The 18,675-nt window shown below is 40.7% G+C and carries 16 protein-coding genes; 7 read left to right on the top strand and 9 right to left on the bottom strand.

Going from position 1 to position 18,675, the window contains the following annotated elements; genetic code table 11:
* Nucleotides 1-44 precede the first annotated feature (44 nt).
* Nucleotides 45-887 carry a YitT family protein gene (locus LI112_RS03390; protein ID WP_173903883.1) on the top strand — a complete coding sequence of 281 codons (843 nt, stop codon included), beginning with the start codon at nucleotides 45-47 and terminating at the stop codon, nucleotides 885-887.
* 36 nt (nucleotides 888-923) lie between these two features.
* On the top strand, nucleotides 924-2,678 hold the full coding sequence (locus LI112_RS03385) for an NFACT family protein (protein WP_173903884.1): 1,755 nt from the start codon (nucleotides 924-926) through the stop codon (nucleotides 2,676-2,678).
* Nucleotides 2,679-2,711: 33 nt separating this feature from the next.
* Here LI112_RS03385 and leuS read toward each other — a convergent pair whose 3' ends face one another.
* From leuS to LI112_RS03370, 3 genes are all read right to left on the bottom strand, one after another.
* Complete coding sequence (gene leuS, locus LI112_RS03380; protein ID WP_117638538.1) at nucleotides 2,712-5,114, bottom strand: leucine--tRNA ligase; 2,403 nt, start codon at nucleotides 5,112-5,114, stop codon at nucleotides 2,712-2,714.
* A 39-nt stretch (nucleotides 5,115-5,153) separates the two neighbouring features.
* Nucleotides 5,154-5,366 (bottom strand): helix-turn-helix transcriptional regulator, encoded by a 213-nt coding sequence (locus LI112_RS03375; protein ID WP_227190266.1) that lies wholly within the window; start codon nucleotides 5,364-5,366, stop codon nucleotides 5,154-5,156.
* 97 nt (nucleotides 5,367-5,463) lie between these two features.
* Entirely contained in the window at nucleotides 5,464-7,551 is a 2,088-nt protein-coding gene (locus LI112_RS03370; protein ID WP_005424485.1) for a translation factor GTPase family protein, read from the bottom strand.
* A gap of 208 nt (nucleotides 7,552-7,759) precedes the next feature.
* On the opposite strand from LI112_RS03370, the gene LI112_RS03365 reads away from it, so the two are divergent.
* The 3 genes from LI112_RS03365 (at nucleotide 7,760) to LI112_RS03355 (ending at nucleotide 11,289) form a co-directional block, all read left to right on the top strand.
* The gene (locus LI112_RS03365; RefSeq protein WP_227190234.1) at nucleotides 7,760-8,851 is read left to right on the top strand and encodes a prephenate dehydrogenase; all 1,092 of its coding nucleotides are present in this window, start codon (nucleotides 7,760-7,762) and stop codon (nucleotides 8,849-8,851) included.
* Nucleotides 8,852-8,859: 8 nt separating this feature from the next.
* Nucleotides 8,860-10,137: a 3-phosphoshikimate 1-carboxyvinyltransferase gene (gene aroA, locus LI112_RS03360; protein ID WP_173903885.1), complete on the top strand. Its 1,278-nt coding sequence runs from the start codon at nucleotides 8,860-8,862 to the stop codon at nucleotides 10,135-10,137.
* A 165-nt stretch (nucleotides 10,138-10,302) separates the two neighbouring features.
* Nucleotides 10,303-11,289 (top strand): 2-hydroxyacid dehydrogenase, encoded by a 987-nt coding sequence (locus LI112_RS03355; protein WP_227190233.1) that lies wholly within the window; start codon nucleotides 10,303-10,305, stop codon nucleotides 11,287-11,289.
* Here the strand turns inward: LI112_RS03355 and LI112_RS03350 are convergent.
* A complete protein-coding gene (locus LI112_RS03350; protein WP_117638543.1) occupies nucleotides 11,280-12,119 on the bottom strand; it encodes a deoxyribonuclease IV in 840 nt (279 codons plus the stop codon). The two genes, LI112_RS03355 and LI112_RS03350, sit on opposite strands and share 10 nt — an antisense overlap.
* A gap of 173 nt (nucleotides 12,120-12,292) precedes the next feature.
* Between LI112_RS03350 and LI112_RS03345 the strand changes: the two genes are divergently transcribed.
* Nucleotides 12,293-13,555 carry a CapA family protein gene (locus LI112_RS03345; protein ID WP_005424479.1) on the top strand — a complete coding sequence of 421 codons (1,263 nt, stop codon included), beginning with the start codon at nucleotides 12,293-12,295 and terminating at the stop codon, nucleotides 13,553-13,555.
* Here LI112_RS03345 and LI112_RS03340 read toward each other — a convergent pair.
* Nucleotides 13,518-14,432 (bottom strand): LysR family transcriptional regulator, encoded by a 915-nt coding sequence (locus LI112_RS03340; protein WP_005424478.1) that lies wholly within the window; start codon nucleotides 14,430-14,432, stop codon nucleotides 13,518-13,520. The genes LI112_RS03345 and LI112_RS03340 overlap by 38 nt on opposite strands.
* A 130-nt stretch (nucleotides 14,433-14,562) precedes the next feature.
* Here LI112_RS03340 and LI112_RS03335 point away from each other — a divergent pair, with 130 nt between their 5' ends.
* Complete coding sequence (locus LI112_RS03335) at nucleotides 14,563-15,249, top strand: YoaK family protein (protein ID WP_227190232.1); 687 nt, start codon at nucleotides 14,563-14,565, stop codon at nucleotides 15,247-15,249.
* A gap of 60 nt (nucleotides 15,250-15,309) precedes the next feature.
* Here the strand turns inward: LI112_RS03335 and LI112_RS03330 are convergent, their stop codons facing one another.
* From LI112_RS03330 to LI112_RS03315, 4 genes are all read right to left on the bottom strand, one after another.
* Nucleotides 15,310-16,986 (bottom strand): hypothetical protein, encoded by a 1,677-nt coding sequence (locus tag LI112_RS03330; protein WP_227190231.1) that lies wholly within the window; start codon nucleotides 16,984-16,986, stop codon nucleotides 15,310-15,312.
* A 143-nt stretch (nucleotides 16,987-17,129) separates the two neighbouring features.
* A complete protein-coding gene (locus LI112_RS03325; protein ID WP_005424475.1) occupies nucleotides 17,130-17,396 on the bottom strand; it encodes a DUF6092 family protein in 267 nt (88 codons plus the stop codon).
* Entirely contained in the window at nucleotides 17,389-17,931 is a 543-nt protein-coding gene (locus tag LI112_RS03320; RefSeq protein WP_022388787.1) for a nitroreductase family protein, read from the bottom strand. The genes LI112_RS03325 and LI112_RS03320 overlap by 8 nt, the downstream gene beginning before the upstream one ends.
* Before the next feature lie 54 nt (nucleotides 17,932-17,985).
* Nucleotides 17,986-18,639, bottom strand: a complete 654-nt coding sequence (locus LI112_RS03315) for an aspartate/glutamate racemase family protein (RefSeq protein WP_154648330.1) — start codon at nucleotides 18,637-18,639, stop codon at nucleotides 17,986-17,988.
* Nucleotides 18,640-18,675 lie beyond the last annotated feature (36 nt).

The raw sequence follows: 18,675 nt of genomic DNA, 5'->3' as shown, positions 1-18,675 counted from the left end.
GTTACAATGATTCGGATGAAATATAAGGGGGAATCATATATATTATGAAAGAAAAAATCAAACACTTTTTGCTGCTTACCGTCAGTACTCTGATCATGGCAGTAGGTACATATTTTTTCAAGTTTACGAATAATTTTACATTTGGCGGAATTACAGGCCTTGCAGTTCTGGTTGCTGATAAAACATCCATTTCGGCCAGTGACTTTTCTTTTATTGTAAATATGCTGCTGCTTATATTGGGATTTATTGTACTGGGAAAAAAATTTGCTGCCAAAACAGCGTATTGCAGTATCCTCTTGTCAGTTGCTCTTTCTACCCTGGAACGAGTATGTCCGATGGATCATCCATTGACCGACCAGACTATGCTGGAACTTTGCTTTGCAATAGCTCTTCCGGCACTCGGATCTGCGATTTTGTTTAATATTGGTTCATCCAGTGGTGGAACAGATATCATTGCAATGATTCTTAAAAGATACAGCAGTTTCGATATTGGTAAAGCTCTTCTTGTGACGGATATACTGATCACAGTTGCAGGATGCTTTGTTTTTGATATCCAGACCGGTCTTTACTCATTCCTAGGACTGACGATTCGTTCCTTTATGATTGATAACTTTATTGAAGGATTTAATCTGTCCAAATATTTTAATGTGGTCTGTGATGAACCGGAAGCAATCTGTAATTTTCTTGTGCATGAACTCAACAGAAGTGCAACGGTCGTTCATGCACAGGGGGCTTTTTCCGGAAAGGACAAATATATTGTATTTACAGTTCTCAGCCGGCCTCAGGCAGTACGTCTTCGTAACTATATTAAAGAAAATCAGCCGAGCGCATTTATGCTGATATCCAATACCAGCGAGATTATCGGAAAGGGTTTTCACAGCATCTGATTCTTATGAAAGAAATTTTATTAAAGGAGAAATAGAATGGCATTTGATGGTATTACCATTGCAGCAATGGTACAGGAATTACATAAAAATCTTGACAATGGTCGTTTTAATAAAATTGCGCAGCCAGAGTCGGATGCATTGATGATTACAGGAAAAGGTGCGAATGGACAATGTCGTTTATTTATATCCGCCAGTCCCTCTCTTCCACTTATTTATTTTACCGGCAAAAATAAACCAAGTCCACTGACAGCACCCAATTTTTGTATGCTTCTTCGCAAGCATCTGAGCAGTGCGCGAATTGGAAGTATATCTCAGCCTGGCCTGGAGCGTGTTGTAGAATTTGAGCTGGAACATCTGAATGAACTTGGCGATCCATGTAAGAAATATCTTATTGTCGAACTGATGGGAAAATACAGCAATATTATTTTCTGCGATGAAAACCGGATGGTTCTTGACAGTATCAAACATGTGTCTTCACATATGAGTTCAATCCGTGAAGTTCTGCCGGGAAGGGATTATTTCCTGCCACAGACTCAGGAAAAATATGACCCACTGACGATCGCAGAAAAAGATTTCCGAAATGTTGTATGCAAAAAGCCATGTAATATTGCAAAAGCAATCTATACAACCCTGACAGGTATCAGTCCGCTGATTGCCGAAGAAATCTGTTATCGTGCTTCGATTGATGGAAATGATGCCGCACAGTCCCTGGATGAAAATGCCTCTGTACATCTGTATCATACATTTAAAAGACTGATTGAACAGGTACAGGAGGGAAATTTTTCTCCGAACATCATTTATCACGGTGAAGAACCTGTTGAATATGCAGTAGTTCCTCTTACACAGTATGGACCGGATTATCACAGTGAAACATTTGAGTCTGTATCAGAAATGCTGGAGACTTATTATGCATCCAAGGAAATTCTGACCAGAATCCGCCAGAAGTCTTCAGATCTTCGAAGAATCGTACAGACAGCCCTGGAACGTAATCGCAAAAAACTGATCCTTCAACAGAAACAAATGAAAGATACTGCAAAAAAAGATAAATATAAAGTATATGGTGAGCTTATCAATACATATGGATATGGCCTTGAAGACGGTTGTAAATCCTTTAAAGCGCTGAATTATTATACGAATGAAGAAATCACGATTCCATTGGATCCAGCTATGACACCAGGTGAAAATTCCAAGAAATACTTTGACCGTTACGGAAAATTGAAACGAACAGAAGAAGCTCTGACCGAGCAGATCGCTGATACAGAAGCTGAGATAGAGCATCTGGAATCTATCTCAAATGCTCTGGACATCGCACGTGCAGAAAATGATCTGAGCCAGATCAAAGAAGAACTGACAGAATATGGATATATCAAAAAACACCATTCAAACAAGAAAGGTCAGAAAGCACAGGCGAAATCGAAACCGTTCCACTACATTTCCAGTGATGGCTTTGATATTTATGTTGGAAAAAACAATTTTCAGAATGATGAATTGACTTTTAAGATGGCAACAGGTAATGACTGGTGGTTCCATGCTAAAAAAATGGCAGGCTCCCATGTTATTGTAAAAACACCGGACGGTGAAATTCCAGACCGTACCTTTGAAGAAGCAGGCCGGCTTGCGGCTTATTATTCCAAAGGCAGAACTGCTCCAAAAGTAGAAATTGATTATATTCAGAAAAAGCACGTCAAAAAGCCAGGTGGTGCAAAACCGGGATTTGTTGTTTATTATACAAACTACTCTCTCATGGCTGCTCCGGACATCACAGGCATTAAAGAAGCCCCCCAGTTTTAACTGGAGGGCTTTTCTTGTGCGTATATATAATTTTTATTTTGCAACAAAATTAACGATCTTGTTTGGAACATAGATTTCTTTGATCAGATTCTTTCCTTCAAGGAAGGAAGCAATTCTCTCATCTGCTTTTGCGATTTCGAAAGCTTTTTCCTTATCGCATCCATTAGGAAGAACTACAGTTCCTCTTACCTTACCATTTACCTGTACACCGATTTCTACAGTCTTGGCAACTGTCTTACCTTCATCATATACCGGCCACGGAGCAACTGCAAGCAGACCTTCTCCACCAAGGAATTCCCAGATCTCTTCGCAGAGATGTGGCGCAAATGGACTTAAGAGTTTGATAAAGATGCTTAAATCTTCTTTTCCGATATGTCCTTCCGCGGTAATTTCGTTGATCAAAGTCATCAGGCTGGCAATTGCAGTATTGAATTTCAGGTTTTCAATATCAGAAGAAACTTTTTTGATAGTGCGGTGAATCTTCATTTCCAGTTCTTCAGAAACAGGTTCTTCAGAAAGAATATCTGTCAGGCCTGCCACACGATCAAGGAATTTCTTGCATCCTTTAACGGAGCTGTCACTCCAAGGAGTTGCAGCTCCATAATCACCCATGAACAGTACATAAGTACGAAGGGTATCAGCACCATATTCTTCTACGATATCAAGTGGATCCACAACATTTCCTTTGGATTTACTCATTTTATCGCCATCCGGTCCGAGAATCAGTCCCTGGATAGAACGTTTTGCATATGGTTCCGGAGTATTTACAACGCCAAGATCATACAGGAAGTGATGCCAGAATCTGGAGTAGATCATATGTCTGGTAACATGTTCCATACCACCATTATACCAGTCAACCGGCATCCAGTATTTCAGTTTGTCCATGTCAGCCAGTGCATGTGTGTTGTGCGGATCAGTATATCGGAGGAAATACCAGGAAGACCCTGCCCACTGAGGCATGGTATCTGTTTCACGTTTTGCTGCAGCACCGCATTTCGGGCAAGTGCAGTTTACAAAAGAATCAATCTTTGCAAGTGGTGACTGTCCGTCCTCACCTGGTTCAAAGTCTTTCACATCCGGCAGACGAAGCGGAAGCTCTTCTTCCGGAACAGCGACTACACCGCAATTAGGGCAGTGAATCAGCGGAATCGGCTCGCCCCAGTATCTCTGACGGTTGAATGCCCAGTCTTTCATCTTGTACTGAACACCGGCTTTACCAATACCCTTCTTCTCAAGTTCTTCCAGCATACGCTCGATAGAATCTTTTTTCTTTGTATAGCCATTCAGGAATTCGGAGTTGACCATTTCACCGTCACCTGTGTAAGCTTCTTTGGAAATGTCTCCACCTTTGATGACTTCGATGATGTCAATGCCGAATTTCTTTGCGAAGTCATAGTCACGCTGATCATGAGCCGGTACTGCCATGATCGCACCAGTACCATAACCCATCATTACATAGTCTGCAATGTAGATCGGGATTTTTTTACCATTAACCGGATTGATGCCTTCCAGACCCTGGATGCGTACACCTGTCTTGTCTTTGACAAGCTGAGTTCTTTCGAACTCTGTTTTCTTGGCACACTCATTGCGGTATGCAGTAATCTCGTCCATGTTTGTGACTTTATCTTTGTATTTGTCGATGATCGGATGTTCCGGAGCGATTACCATGAAGGTAACACCAAACAGAGTATCCGGTCTGGTTGTATAGATTTCAAGTTTTTCATCGATTCCGTCAATATCAAAGTTTACAAATGCACCTTTTGATTTACCAATCCAGTGGATCTGCTGCTGTTTTACATTATCCGGATATTCTACATCCTTAAGACCTTCAAGAAGTTTATCCGCATACTGAGTGATTCTCAGATACCATACATCTTTGGATTTCTGCACGACTTCGCTGTGACAAATGTCGCATTTACCACCCTGACTGTCTTCGTTGGAAAGAACAACTTTACAATGTGGACAGTAATTTACAAGAGTTCTGTCTCTGAATACAAGACCTTTCTCAAACATTTTGAGGAAGATCCACTGTGTCCATTTGTAGTAGTCCTCATCTGTTGTATCGATCACACGGTTCCAGTCAAAAGAAAAGCCAACTTTCTTTAACTGGTTGGAAAATTTCTTGATGTTTTCATCTGTGATGATACGTGGATGTGTTCCTGTCTTTACTGCATAGTTCTCGGTAGGAAGACCGAATGCATCAAATCCGATCGGAAAAAGCACATTATATCCTTCCATACGACGTTTTCTGGAAATAACCTCAAGGCTTGAGTATGCTTTGATGTGTCCGACATGCATACCTGCACCGCTTGGATATGGAAACTCTACCAGGCCATAGAACTTCGGTTTGTCACTGTTGTCCTTGGCTTCGAAGACTTTGCTTTCTTCCCACTTTGCCTGCCACTTAGGCTCAATCTTTTTAAAATTGTATTTCATTTCTATGGTTCCTCCAACATTGTTATCTAAAAAACAATTTTAATTCAATACGTTCTGTTTGTCAATATTTCTATTACGGTACTGAAGCGGTGTCATGCCATATTTTTCGCGAAAAATCTTACCAAAATATGCATTTGATGAAAAGCCACAGTGATAACTGATATCTGTAATGGACATTTTGGTGTCGTCCAACAGCTGCTTTGCTGTATTCAGACGATATTCCATAACATATTCAAGAGGTGTTTGGTTAATATCATTTAGAACAATTGTTTTTTCAGAAAAACCCTCACTTCATTAATCTGAAGTGAGGGTTTTTTATGTGTCTTATTATCAGAATTAGAAAAAGAAATTATTCAGTAGTATCTAATTTGCTTGCTCTTGCTTCGATCTCTTTGGCCTGAATATCATTCGGAGCCTGTTCATAGCGTGCAAATTCATAAGAGAAGTCTCCGCTTCCGCCTGTCATAGAACGGAGCGTTGTAGAGTAGCCATAGATCTCAAGCTGTGGAACATCTGCTTCGATAATGGTGTTACCCGCATGATCAGGATTCATTCCAAGGACACGTCCGCGGCGTTTATTAAGATCGCCCATTACATCACCGGTATATTTATCCGGAACAATAACTTTCATGGATACGATTGGCTCAAGAAGAACCGGGGATGCATCCATAAATCCTTTTTTGAATGCAAGTATCGTTGCCATCTTAAATGCCATTTCAGAGGAGTCTACCGGATGATAAGAACCATCGTAAAGTGTAGCTTTGACACCAACTACAGGATAGGCAGCCAGAGGTCCTTTCTGAACGCATTCCTGCAGACCTTTTTCAACTGCCGGGAAGTAGTTCTTCGGTACAGCACCACCAACAACAACCTGCTCAAATACATATGGAGTTTCCAGATCACCGGATGGCTCAAAACGCATCTTAACGTGACCATACTGTCCGTGTCCACCGGACTGTTTCTTATGTTTACCTTCCACATCAGAATTCTTGCGGATAGTTTCACGGAAAGCAACCTTTGGTTTGGAAAGTTCGATGTCTACTTTGTAGCGTTCTTTCAGTTTGCTGACAATAATATCAAGATGCTGATCTCCCATTCCATAAAGGAGAGTCTGTCTGTTGGCAGAATCATTTACAACACGGAGTGTCTTGTCTTCACTTGCCATTTTTGCAAGTGCCTGTGCAATTTTGTCTTCATCACCTTTCTTAACCGCTTTGTATCTCTTATAGGTATAAGGGGTAGAAATTACAGCTTTCGGATAAAGGACCGGACTTGCCTTGGCTGCAAGGCTGTCACCTGTCTGTACGCTTGCGAGTTTTGCAATGGCGCCAATATCACCTGCATGAAGTTCCGGAACTTCGAGAGGTTTGGAACCTTCCAGAACATATAATTTATTGAGTCGTTCTTCTTCTCCTTTTTCTACATTGAGAAGTGTATCATCTGATTTGATAACACCAGATGCAACTTTGATCAGAGAATATTTGCCGAGGAACGGATCTACGATTGTCTTCCACACATATGCGGATTTTGTTTTCGCAAAGTCATAATTTGCTTCAAAGATTTCGTTAGTCTTCTGTGAGATACCATTGCAGGAACGTTTGTCCGGGCTTGGGAAATATCCACAGATGTCATCAAGAAGATTGGATACACCGCGAAGATTGATCGGAGATCCCATACATACCGGAACAATACTTGCATCCTGTACATTTGTTGCAAGTGCTGCGGAAACTTCAGTTACAGAGAACTCATCACCCTCAAAATAACGATCCATAAACTCTTCGCTGGTCTCTGCTACAGATTCCATCAGGATATCATGATATTTTTCCAGATATTCATTCAGATACTCTGGAATATCACATGGTTCTTTACCTGCTTTATCAATATATTTACGACCGGCCTGTTTGACAACATTGACATATCCTACGAATTTACCATTTTCACGGATTGGGAAATGGAGTGGTGCGATTTTTTTGCCATATAACTCTGTCAGTTCTTCCACGACTTTTCGATAGCTGACATCATCTACATCCATGTCTGTTACAAAGAACATACGTGGCAGTTTATATTTCTCGCAGAGATTCCAGGCTTTCTGTGTACCTACTTGTACACCTGCTTTACCTGAAACAACGATAATTGCTGCATCAGCTGCGCTGACAGCTTCCTCTACTTCACCCACAAAATCAAAATATCCCGGTGTATCAAGTACATTGATCTTTACCTTATCCCACGGTACCGGAATCAGTGTAGTAGAAATAGAAAAATGTCTTTTGATCTCTTCTTTATCAAAATCACTGACGGTATTTCCATCTTCTACTCTGCCAAGGCGGTTAGTCATTCCTGCCAGATAAGCCATTGCTTCTGCTAATGTAGTCTTTCCGGATCCCCCATGTCCTAAAAGAACCACATTGCGAATTCGGTCAGTTCTATAAACGTCCATATGTAATACCTCCCTGTATGTCTAATATGTTCATATTCTACTAAAATTTCTCGCACTTTTCAAGTATTTTATATAATTTTAACAACATTTTTTGTTCGAATTGTGTAAATTATTAACGAATTTACCGATTTTATGGCTCTATTTGACATTTATAGTATATTCTTTTAAAATAAAAGCATAGTTTAACTTGGAAAGGATATCAAACATCATGAAAACCATTGGTTTTATCGGGCTTGGCCTGATCGGAGGATCTATCGCAAAAACGATCCGCAAATTTCATCCAGACTATCATATTCTGGCATATGCAAAACATAAAGAAACTCTGGCAGCTGCATTAAACTGTAATGCGATCGATGCTGTACTGGAAGAAAAGGATGAGCGATACCATACCTGCGATTATATCTTTCTCTGTGCACCGGTAGAATACAATATAGAATATCTGAAATATCTGAAAAATATAATTTCTGATGACTGTATCATCACAGATGCAGGAAGTGTCAAAGGACCAATCTATAAAGCTGTTGAAGAACTTGGTATGGATCACTGTTTTATTGGCGGACATCCGATGGCCGGATCTGAACAGTCCGGATTTGAGCATTCCTCAGATCATCTGCTTGAAAATGCATATTATATTCTGACTCCGGGTGGTCAGGTGCCGCTTGAAAAGCTTACGGAATTCTCAGAACTGATTGATTCACTGGGATCTATCCCTATGGTTCTGACTGCTGAAGAACATGATTTTATTACCGCAGGTGTCAGTCATCTGCCTCATATCATTGCTTCTTCTCTTGTTAATCTGATAAACAAGCTAGATAATGAAGCAGAATATATGAAGACGATCGCAGCAGGTGGTTTTCGTGATATTACCAGAATCGCTTCCTCTTCACCTGTTATGTGGGAACAGATTTGTATTGAAAATCATGAAAATATTTCATCAGTACTTGATGAGTATATCCGCATGCTGATTCAGATTCGCTGTTCTATCGACAATCAGGAAGCTTCATACCTTTACGATATGTTCGCCAGATCCAGAGATTACCGAGATTCTATCGACGCTTCATCTTCCGGTCTGATCAACAAAACATATATGCTTTATATTGATATTGTAGATGAGGCAGGTGGAATCGCTACGATTGCTACAATTCTTGCAATGGAAGGAATCAGTATCAAAAATATTGGTATTATTCATAACCGCGAATTCGAACAAGGTGTTCTGAAAATAGAATTCTATGAGCAGAATGCACTGGAAAAAGGCTGTGCGCTTCTGAAAAAACGCAACTACATAGTATATGAACGGTAGGTAGTCATATGGAAATCAAAAAACAGACAAATTTAAGAGGTACTTTAACAGTACCGGGAGATAAATCCATTTCACACAGAGCAGTTATGTTTGGCTCTCTTGCAAAGGGAACTACATGCATCTCTCATTTCCTTGAGGGTGCAGACTGCCTTTCTACGATCTCCTGCTTTCGCAAAATGGGGATTTCAATAGAACGCAGGAAGTCTGAGATTCTGGTTCACGGAAAGGGACTTCATGGTCTTTCCTCTCCGGAGGCGCTGCTGGATGTCGGTAACAGCGGAACAACCACCCGCCTGATTTCAGGTATCCTTGCGGGACAGAAATTTATTTCAGAACTTGATGGGGATGACTCCATCCGTACTCGTCCGATGAAACGTATCATGACACCGCTTGCTTCCATGGGTGCCGATATCACAAGCAAAAGAGGCAATGGCTGTGTTCCTCTTCTGATCCATGGTAAGGAACTTCACGCAGTTCATTATGATTCTCCGGTGGCTTCTGCGCAGGTCAAATCCTGCGTCCTTCTTGCCGGTATGTATGCAGATGGGGTAACCAGTGTTACAGAGCCGTTTTTATCCCGTAACCATACAGAGATCATGCTGAATTATTTTGGTGCGAATGTAACATCCGAGGGAACAACTGCTTCTATTCTTCCGGAACCTGTACTGGAAGGCAGAGCTGTAAAAGTACCTGGTGACATTTCATCAGCAGCATATTTTATCGCAGCCGGACTTCTGACTCCAGGAAGCGAAATTCTGCTGAAAAATGTCGGGATCAATCCAACAAGAGCCGGAATGCTTAAGGTGTGTATGGATATGGGCGCTGACATCACCCTTCTGAATCAGAGTACAGAAGGTGAACCGACTGCCGATCTTCTGATTCGCACCAGCAACCTTAAGGGAACCACGGTTGAGGGAGCTGTTATTCCTACACTGATCGATGAAATTCCAATGATTGCGGTTATGGCAGCTTTTGCTGATGGAACAACTGTTATCCGTGATGCACAGGAACTCAAAGTTAAAGAATCTGACCGTATTACAGTTATGGTTGAAAATCTGAAGCGTATGGGTGCTGATATAGCGGGAACAGATGATGGTATGATCATTCATGGAGGAAAACCATTGCATGGAGCTACCATTGATTCTCATTTGGATCACAGAGTAGCGATGTCTTTTGCTGTTGCAGGAACGATTTGTGACGGTCCGATGGAGATTTTGCATGGCGACTGTGTAAAGATTTCTTATCCGAATTTTTATCAGGATCTTTACAGCCTGGGAGACAAATAAATATCCAATCACAAATATAGATAAGAAAACCTGTCTTTACATAAAAATGGAAAAGGCAGGTTTTTTATGAATAAATGTATACGTTTTTATCTGGTGAGACACCCTATCAGTAAACAGAGTCTGAGCTATATATGCAGATTCAGATGAAATTTACAGGAGGTCTTTATGAAAATTTTATTCTATGGAACCAGAGATTATGATCAGATATTTTTCGACAGGTTAAAGCCAGAATATCCAGATATTGAATTTACATTTCTTGAATCAAACTTATATAAAGAAACTGCATCTCTGGCCGCAGGATACGATGGAATCTGTGCGTTTGTAAATGCAGATCTCGGAGCAGAAGTCATTGAAGAACTGAGACATCAGGGAATACGACTGATATTGATGCGCTGTGCAGGATATAATAATGTAGACCTGAACAAAACTGCAGAATGTGGCATAAAAGTTCTTCGTGTTCCCGGATATTCCCCCGAGGCAGTTGCCGAACACGCTATGGCGCTGGTACTTACCGCAAATCGTCATACCCATAAAGCATATATCAAATGCAGAGAAAATAACTTCTCACTGAATGGGCTCATGGGAGTTAATCTGTATGGAAAAACAGCCGGAATCGTAGGTACCGGAAAGATTGGTCTTGCAATGGCACGAATCTGTCAGGGATTTGGGATGAAAATCGTTGCTTATGATCTTTATCCAAACGAAAGCTCCGGACTGGAATATGTTTCTCTGGACAGACTGCTGGCAATCAGTGATCTGATCAGTCTGCACTGTCCTCTTACACCGGAAACACATCATATGATAAATAAAAAATCGATTTCCCGGATGAAGGATGGCGTAATTCTCGTAAATACATCACGCGGAGGACTGATCTGTACAGAAGATCTGATCACCGGTATCCGTGATCATAAATTCTGGGCAGTAGGGCTTGATGTTTACGAAGAAGAATCTGATTTTGTGTATGAAGATATGTCCAAATATATTTTAAAAACTTCCACTGTACAGCGGCTGCTCTCTTTTCCAAATGTTGCGCTGACATCACATCAGGGATTTTTTACCGAAGAAGCTCTGACCAATATTGCAGAAACAACCTTGCAAAATGCAGAAGCTTTTCGGACAGGAATGGAATTAAAAAACGAAATCTATTTATAAAAAGCTTCTTTCAGAACATGGATCTCTTCTGTCCATCCAGAATCGTCATTTGGGGTTTCGAGGATAAAAGGGATTTCCCGCAAAGCCGGATGTTTTATTATATGAACAAGAGCCTCCATGCCAATTTTTCCCTCTCCTATTCTGGCATGGCGGTCCTTGTGGCTTCCGCAGTCATTCAGACTGTCATTAAGATGAATGGCTTTTAAACGCTCCAGACCAATGATATGATCAAAATCATTTAAAACGCCATCTAAATCATGTACAATATCATATCCTCCATCCCAGACATGACAGGTATCCAGGCAAATTCCCATTTTGCTTTTCTTTTCTACGAGATTCAATATTTTTCTAAGTTCTTCAAAATTTCTTCCAACTTCCGTTCCTTTACCGGACATTGTCTCCAGTAAAACAGTGGTTGTCTGTTCTTCGGTAAGAACATCGTTAAGAATTTCAGCAATTTTCTGAATACCAATTTCGCTGCCCTGACCTACATGACTTCCCGGATGAAAATTATAATAATTTCCCGGTGTATATTCCATTCGTCGAAGATCATCTGCAAATGTTTCACGCGCAAAAGTTCGAAGTTCTTCTTTTGCAGCGCACGCATTTAACGTATATGGTGCATGCGCAACGATCTTTCCAAAATGATTTTCCTGTGCAAGTACAAGAAAATTCTGAATATCTGTTTCATCAATGGCTTTTGCTTTACCTCCACGGGGATTTCTTGTGAAAAATGCAAACGTATTTCCTCCATTTTTTATAATCTGCCTTGCCATTGCTGCATACCCCTTAGATGATGAAGTGTGGTTTCCAATATATAAAACAGTCATATTACTTCTCCTTCGTTACTGTCCACTCCGTTCGCAGTAACTCTCTTTTTTATCTTTTTATATTCTTTTATCTTAAAATGATTGACGGAATCTGTCAAACTTCTTATACTCTTTTTAAATAGAATTTTTTGTCGAATTTTGCAAATAATTCCAGACAGGAAAGGGAGTATATAATGAATCAGACCGGCAGACATTCAAAAAAACGTAAAAGAAAAATGGTAAAGAAATCGAGATACTATCGTGAACGTCAATTGCGAATTTTATATATCGGAATTGGTGCAGGCATATTACTACTTATTCTAATCTTAAGTTTTGCAGTAAAAGGATGCAGTTCTCGAAAATCAAAAGCGGCTTCTTCCAGTAAAGCAGAAAACATCAGTCAGACAGGATCACTCACTGTCACACCAGAACCAAAGATGGATCCGGTATCGTTAACACTCAGTGTTGTCGGCGACTGTACATTGGGAACTGACGAATACTTCGATTATGATACCAGCCTGAATGCATATTACGAAAATTATGGCGCGGACTATTTTATGGCAAATGTAAAAAGTATTTTTTCTAAGGATGACCTGACAATTGCAAATTTTGAAGGAACTCTTACAGAATCTACGGAACGAGAAGACAAGCAATTTGCCTTTAAGGCACCCGCTTCCTACGCAAATATACTTACAGCAGGCTCTGTAGAAGCTGTTAATACAGCAAATAATCACAGCCATGACTATGGTGAGGAAAGTTTCAATGATACATTGAAGGCTCTGGATACAGCGAATATCCTTCATTTTGGCTATGATGAGACTGCTGTTACAGAAGTAAAGGGTGTCAAAGTAGGGCTGGTAGGAATCTATGAGCTGAATGATCATCTTGGCCGGGAAGAACAGCTGAAACAGAATATTGCCAAAGTAAAACAAGATGGTGCACAGCTGATCGTTGTTATCTTTCACTGGGGAAATGAAAAAGAGGAAGTTCCGGATGAAAACCAGAAAACACTTGGACATCTGGCAATTGATGAGGGGGCAGATCTTGTCTGCGGCCATCATCCACATGTTCTGCAGGGAATCGAAGAATATAAAGGTAAGAATATCGTATACAGCCTTGGAAATTTCTGCTTTGGTGGAAATGCATATCCAAGTGATATGGACACTATAATTTTCCAGCAGACATTCACGATTGATCAGAATGGTGTAAAAGATGACAATGTAACCAATATCATTCCATGTTCCATCTCATCTGATTCTGATTATAATAACTACCAGCCAACTCCTGCTGAGGGCGAAGAAGCTACTCGAATCATGCAAAAGATCCAGAAAAGAAGTTCCTGGATCAAGGACGGTACAGTAAGTGATTCTGAAACAGCTACAGAATCAGATGAAGAATATGATGAAAATTCAGATGCGTTTACAGATTCTGATGATACTGAGGATCCAGAAGCCTGATTTCAGGAATTTTGCTTACTGTATTCAGAAGCTCCTGCAGAAATTCCGTGACCAGAGGATGTGCATTTCGCTGGTCATTCATAATTGCATAGCATGTACGATACTCCGGACCGTTTTCAAGAGAAACGATCCGGCAGTTTTCGTTTTCGGCTAATTTATGTCCAAGAGTTGCCGGCATGATTGCCCAAGCATCTTTCAGATCAAGCAGCTGACGCAATAATGCCATATTATCCAGCATAACTTTGACTTCAGGATCATTTCCAAACCAGTAATCATGCCACATAAGAAAAGTATTGCTCCATGGAATATAGATCTCATCGGTGCTGTTTAACTGAGACGGGAGAATCCCATCCTGATAGGAAGCACTTTTGTGGCACACAAATACAAGCTGTTCTTCAAAAAGTGGGATTGTCTGAACCTTTTTGAAGAAATGGGGATTGGTGATCAGGCCAAGATCTGCTTCTTTATTTTCGATAGATTTATAAGAAAGATTTGACTGCATGGTGTTGATATGCAGACTACATTTTGGATGACTCTCCAGAAAATTCTCAATTACCTGTGGCATAAAATAAAAATTAAGGCTGTCTACATTTACAATTCGAAGCTGTGTGGATGGCCGCTCGAACTTAATCTTTCCGGTTTCAATCCACAGCTGTTCCCATTTTCTGGCAATTGGGACAAAACGCTGGCCCGCATCGGTAAGCTCCAGTGTACGGGATCCTTTGCGACGTATGATCAGCTCTGTCCCCAGCTCCTCTTCCAGTGCTGACAGACGATGACTTAATGCCGGCTGTGATACAAAAAGACTTTCTGCTGCTTTGGAAAGAGAAGAACTGGATGCTATGGTAAGAAACGTGTGTATATCCTGATATGTCATGTATTTTCCTCCATATGTAAAAACATAAATATAAACATAATTTATATTATATAGACAAAATATCAATTTTACAATATATATGAGCGAGATTATAATAAAAAATGACAAAATAAGAAAAGGAATGATTTTCATGGATGAAGCAACGCTGGAAAGAAGGCTGCATCTGAATATGACTCTGATTGGTGGGTTTATGGTTGGATATGGTGTTATAAATCGCCATGATATACTTGGATCTGCACAGACTGGAAATATGGTTTCGTTGGCTATGGATGCCGTAGGACATGCAGATGAGGAGTGGTTTTTCCGTATCATAGCGTTGATAATTTATGTTGCATCAGTATCGTTGACTGTGATCCTCTCTCATAAGATCTCAAAGATGAGTCAAAAAAGACTCAGTATTCTGATAGATGGAGCTGTTTTGCTGATCATTGGTTTTTATCCGGCGGAAATGAATCCATTTGTTGCTCTGTTTCCAATCTTTTTTGCTACAGCTTTTCAGTGGTGTTCATTTAAAGGAGCAGATGGTTTTGCAAGCTCCAGTATTTTTTGTACCAACAATCTTCGTCAGTGCGTAACAGGATTTACAGAATATCTATGCAGCAAAGATGAACAGTCTCTTCACAGAGGAATTTATTTTGGAAAAGTACTGCTCAGTTTTTATGGGGGCGTTGCCGTTTCCTTCCTGGCAACACAGATCTTGGATCTGAAGGCTTCCTGGATTGGAATTCTTCCAACTGTTTCTGCGTTTCTATTATGTAATGTAGAATATGGAAGGTGTAAAGTAAAAAAAGAGGATATCCTCAAGGCTTCTGCCTGAGAGGATATCCTCTTTTTAAATTAAGACTCAATTATCACGCTTCTGCTATCAGCTGTTATGTTATGCTGCATCATCTTCTGCGGTAGTATCTGTGTCTGTTTCAGTATCCGCATTTTCCTCTTCTGCTGGCTGTGAAGCGCTTTCAACCGCTGCTTTTAATACATCTTCAAGCTGAGTAGCCAGCTCATCCGGAACACCTGCTGCCTTGACATTAGCAAGGAAAGTATCCCAGTTTATTTCTGTGAGATATTCGGTCATAGCTTCATCATCTGTTGCATCGTAAGTTTTATCAAGAGATGCAAAATCCGGAATTTCAACACCTTCACCATAGGAACCTGTGATAGACAATGTTGCCAGTGCTGCACCAGATGTTGTCACTGTCAGATCCAATGTAGACGTATCTGCATCCGCATCAGATGTAAGTTTAATAACTGCACCAAATCCAGCCAGCATATCTGTTGCCGAGGTATCTGTATCATCTTCTGTGCTTTCTCCTGCTTCTGAATCGCTGCTGTCTGTTTCTGCTGCAGGGAAGGAAATATTAAAGGTTCCGTTATAATATCCTGCTTTTGCAGGTTTCGTTTCCAGATTTTCTACATTGATATCAACAGTTTCTGTACCGTTTACCGCAAGGATATAATCTCCATTCAGAAGACCATCTGCTGTTTTGCCACTTCCTGTAAACGTGAAAGAGGAATCATCCGCTGCAAGCTCAAGCAGTAATGCAGAATCTTCTCCTTCAGAAGGTGCTTTCCAGGTAAAGACAGGCGTTGTATCAGTACCATCCGTTATACCAAACTGACGACCTACGATCTTACCATCTCCGTTCACCCACACTTTGGAGGAAAATGCTTCATTCTCAGTGGATCCTTCGTCATCTCTGTTCATATCATCCAGTGCATCTGTGATTAAATTCTGGAAATCTTTGTACTGGTTTTCCTCATTTGATGCATCATCTGACCATTGGTCAAAAAGTGCCTTGATCTCTTCATCATCTTTGGCTGTTGTCAGTACTTTTTCGACAATTGTATACGCTGATTTTTCAGAAATAATACCTTCATATGCTGTGCATTCTTCGCTGATGCCATCTACAGATACACTTTCTTCTACAGAAGAACCTTCTTCAAAACTGTCAATTATAATGTTTCCATAACGATCCAGCAATGTAGAAAGTGTTTTGGAATCCGGAAGCACGGAAGTAAGATCTGAAAGTGTTGTCATATAAGTGTTCAGGAACTGCTGCGCTTCTTCTGAATTTTCTTCAGAATCTGAAGAAACAGGAGCTTTCATATAGGAATCTGACAATTCCGGAATCTGAATATATTCCATCATATTTGCAAGATCCATATATACGTTAAAATCACAAAGTTTGTTATCATTCAGAAGAACAGAAGACACGATTGCTTCGACACCATCTTTGATGGAAATATTACTGTCTAGGCTGATGCTCTGTAGCCAGGAAACATCCGTTCCACCCATAAGTGCACCAATCAGAGCACGTCCGGTATCCTCTACTTTAAGTGTCATGTTGCTTTTACTTCCGGCGGCAGATTTCTTGTAATTTTCGAGATAAGTATCCCAGGTTTCCGGAATACCGTCTGTGAGTTTGTTAAGGGCAGCCTTTTCTGTTTCCTGATAGGAACCTGCTGCAAATGCTGTACTGCTTCCTGAGAGAATCAGGGATGCACATAAGACTGCTGCAGCTGATTTTTTTAAAATCTGTCTGGTTCGATTCATGATAAATCTCCTTCCATTTTGTGATTTATGTAGATATATAAACATATTACCATGATTCTGTCGAATATACAATCATATATCCGCTTTGTTTTCAGAAAAAGCTCCGGAAATTCCTGTTATTTCAGGAATTTCCGGAGCTTTTGTTAAAGACAGTCCACAAGCATCTCAGATGCTTTTTCCAACATTTTGGCGAAACCTTCCGGTTCTGTCAATGCCTTTCCTTTGTCTGCGTCAATACAACCAAGCAGTGCACGGTAAGCATCATTTTCCGGATATTTTTCACAGATAATCTTGCAAAGTCTGGATGCAGCCTCTGTCAGTCTGATTGAACCATAACATGCAGGTTCTTCCGGAAGTGCTTTTGCACTTGTGATCAGATAGACAAGTAATTCAAATTCTGGATTATTCATGATTCTCCTTCTCTGATTCTGTAATATGATCAAAAAAACATATCTCTTCTAACGGAGGACGTTTGGGGCAACGTGGTTCACCCTGGGGATATCCGATCGACATGAGCATTTCAATACGATATCGTTCAGGGATGTTCAGAATCTTACGTATCGCAGAATCATTATAGGATTTGATTGCACATGTCCCGAGCCCTAATTCAACAGCTTTGAGCATAAGATTTTCAGCAGCCATGGAAGCATCCATCAGACAACCGTATACTTCTGAATTTTTACCACCCTTTCTGGCTGCTTTATGCATATCTGAACAAATCACAAGGATGACCGGAGGCTTGCCTGAAAGTCCAGGACTAAAGAGATCAACTTTTTCTTTGAGCTGCTGATCAGTGATGAACAGAAATCTCCACGCCTGCAGATTGCTGGCTGAAGGCGCCTGCTGAGCCGCATCAGCCAGAGTAAGCAGTAAGGATTTTTCTACAGGATCAGGACGAAAAGACCGGATGCTGTGACGGCCCATAATAGCTTCGTTTAACAACATATCTTTATTACCTTTCTGGCAGCATATGGCCGGTTATTATAAGTCTGAGCTATATTATTTTTTTCTGAGATATTCAAAATAAGCAAACATACCTTCTGCCATAACCGGGTCAATAACTGGAAGTCCAGTCTCTTTTTCAAGATCTTTGGCAATGCCGATTGTTGCAAGTCCGGTGCAGGCAAGAGCAATTACTTCTGCACCCTGTTCTTTTAATTTCATACCCAGTTTCAGTACACTTGCTTTTCCTTCCGGAGTCATCAGATCCAGTGTGCTGTGTACACCTTCTGGTCTGCCGAGAATCATCTGATCAGGGATCATTCTCATGTATGCCTGAGGTGCATAGTCTGTAATTCCAAGTACACCTATCCTGCTTCCGTATTTGAGAGCCAGTGCTACAGTTGTCTCACCGCCGCCGGTAACAGGAATGTCCGGGAGAACTTTACGGATTTCTGCAACACCCGGATCATCTGCACAGCTTACGATGATCATATCTACATCCGTAAAGGAACGTGCTGTTTCAACAATTTTGGGAAGGGCAATTTCACCGAGCTCAGGGCTGTGTATTCCTTCATACTGATCCGGAATGCATTTGGTTACTACCTCCAGTTCAGGAAAATATTCCATGATCTGTTTTCCATGTGACTGAAGCACTTCTTCATCTTCGGTTGTGAGTACACGGATCAGACCAACTTTAAACTTTTTATTCATATCAGTTCCTCCTGTCATATTTTTATCTGTCTGAAG

The organism is Blautia sp. 210820-DFI.6.14 (assembly GCF_020558815.1).
GTDB lineage: Bacteria > Bacillota > Clostridia > Lachnospirales > Lachnospiraceae > Blautia_A > Blautia_A obeum.
This window is presented reverse-complemented; position numbering and strand designations above follow the sequence as displayed.

What these genes read in the sequence shown, in the direction of transcription:
- LI112_RS03335 (WP_227190232.1), top strand. Translation starts at nt 14,563, where the DNA reads ATGGATGAAGCAACGCTGGAAAGAAGGCTGCATCTGAATATGACTCTG.
- leuS (WP_117638538.1), bottom strand. Translation starts at nt 5,114, where the DNA reads ATGAAATACAATTTTAAAAAGATTGAGCCTAAGTGGCAGGCAAAGTGG.
- aroA (WP_173903885.1), top strand. Translation starts at nt 8,860, where the DNA reads ATGGAAATCAAAAAACAGACAAATTTAAGAGGTACTTTAACAGTACCG.
- LI112_RS03365 (WP_227190234.1), top strand. Translation starts at nt 7,760, where the DNA reads ATGAAAACCATTGGTTTTATCGGGCTTGGCCTGATCGGAGGATCTATC.
- LI112_RS03345 (WP_005424479.1), top strand. Translation starts at nt 12,293, where the DNA reads ATGAATCAGACCGGCAGACATTCAAAAAAACGTAAAAGAAAAATGGTA.
- LI112_RS03350 (WP_117638543.1), bottom strand. Translation starts at nt 12,119, where the DNA reads ATGACTGTTTTATATATTGGAAACCACACTTCATCATCTAAGGGGTAT.
- LI112_RS03355 (WP_227190233.1), top strand. Translation starts at nt 10,303, where the DNA reads ATGAAAATTTTATTCTATGGAACCAGAGATTATGATCAGATATTTTTC.
- LI112_RS03370 (WP_005424485.1), bottom strand. Translation starts at nt 7,551, where the DNA reads ATGGACGTTTATAGAACTGACCGAATTCGCAATGTGGTTCTTTTAGGA.
- LI112_RS03340 (WP_005424478.1), bottom strand. Translation starts at nt 14,432, where the DNA reads ATGACATATCAGGATATACACACGTTTCTTACCATAGCATCCAGTTCT.
- LI112_RS03325 (WP_005424475.1), bottom strand. Translation starts at nt 17,396, where the DNA reads ATGAATAATCCAGAATTTGAATTACTTGTCTATCTGATCACAAGTGCA.
- LI112_RS03320 (WP_022388787.1), bottom strand. Translation starts at nt 17,931, where the DNA reads ATGTTGTTAAACGAAGCTATTATGGGCCGTCACAGCATCCGGTCTTTT.
- LI112_RS03385 (WP_173903884.1), top strand. Translation starts at nt 924, where the DNA reads ATGGCATTTGATGGTATTACCATTGCAGCAATGGTACAGGAATTACAT.
- LI112_RS03315 (WP_154648330.1), bottom strand. Translation starts at nt 18,639, where the DNA reads ATGAATAAAAAGTTTAAAGTTGGTCTGATCCGTGTACTCACAACCGAA.
- LI112_RS03330 (WP_227190231.1), bottom strand. Translation starts at nt 16,986, where the DNA reads ATGAATCGAACCAGACAGATTTTAAAAAAATCAGCTGCAGCAGTCTTA.
- LI112_RS03390 (WP_173903883.1), top strand. Translation starts at nt 45, where the DNA reads ATGAAAGAAAAAATCAAACACTTTTTGCTGCTTACCGTCAGTACTCTG.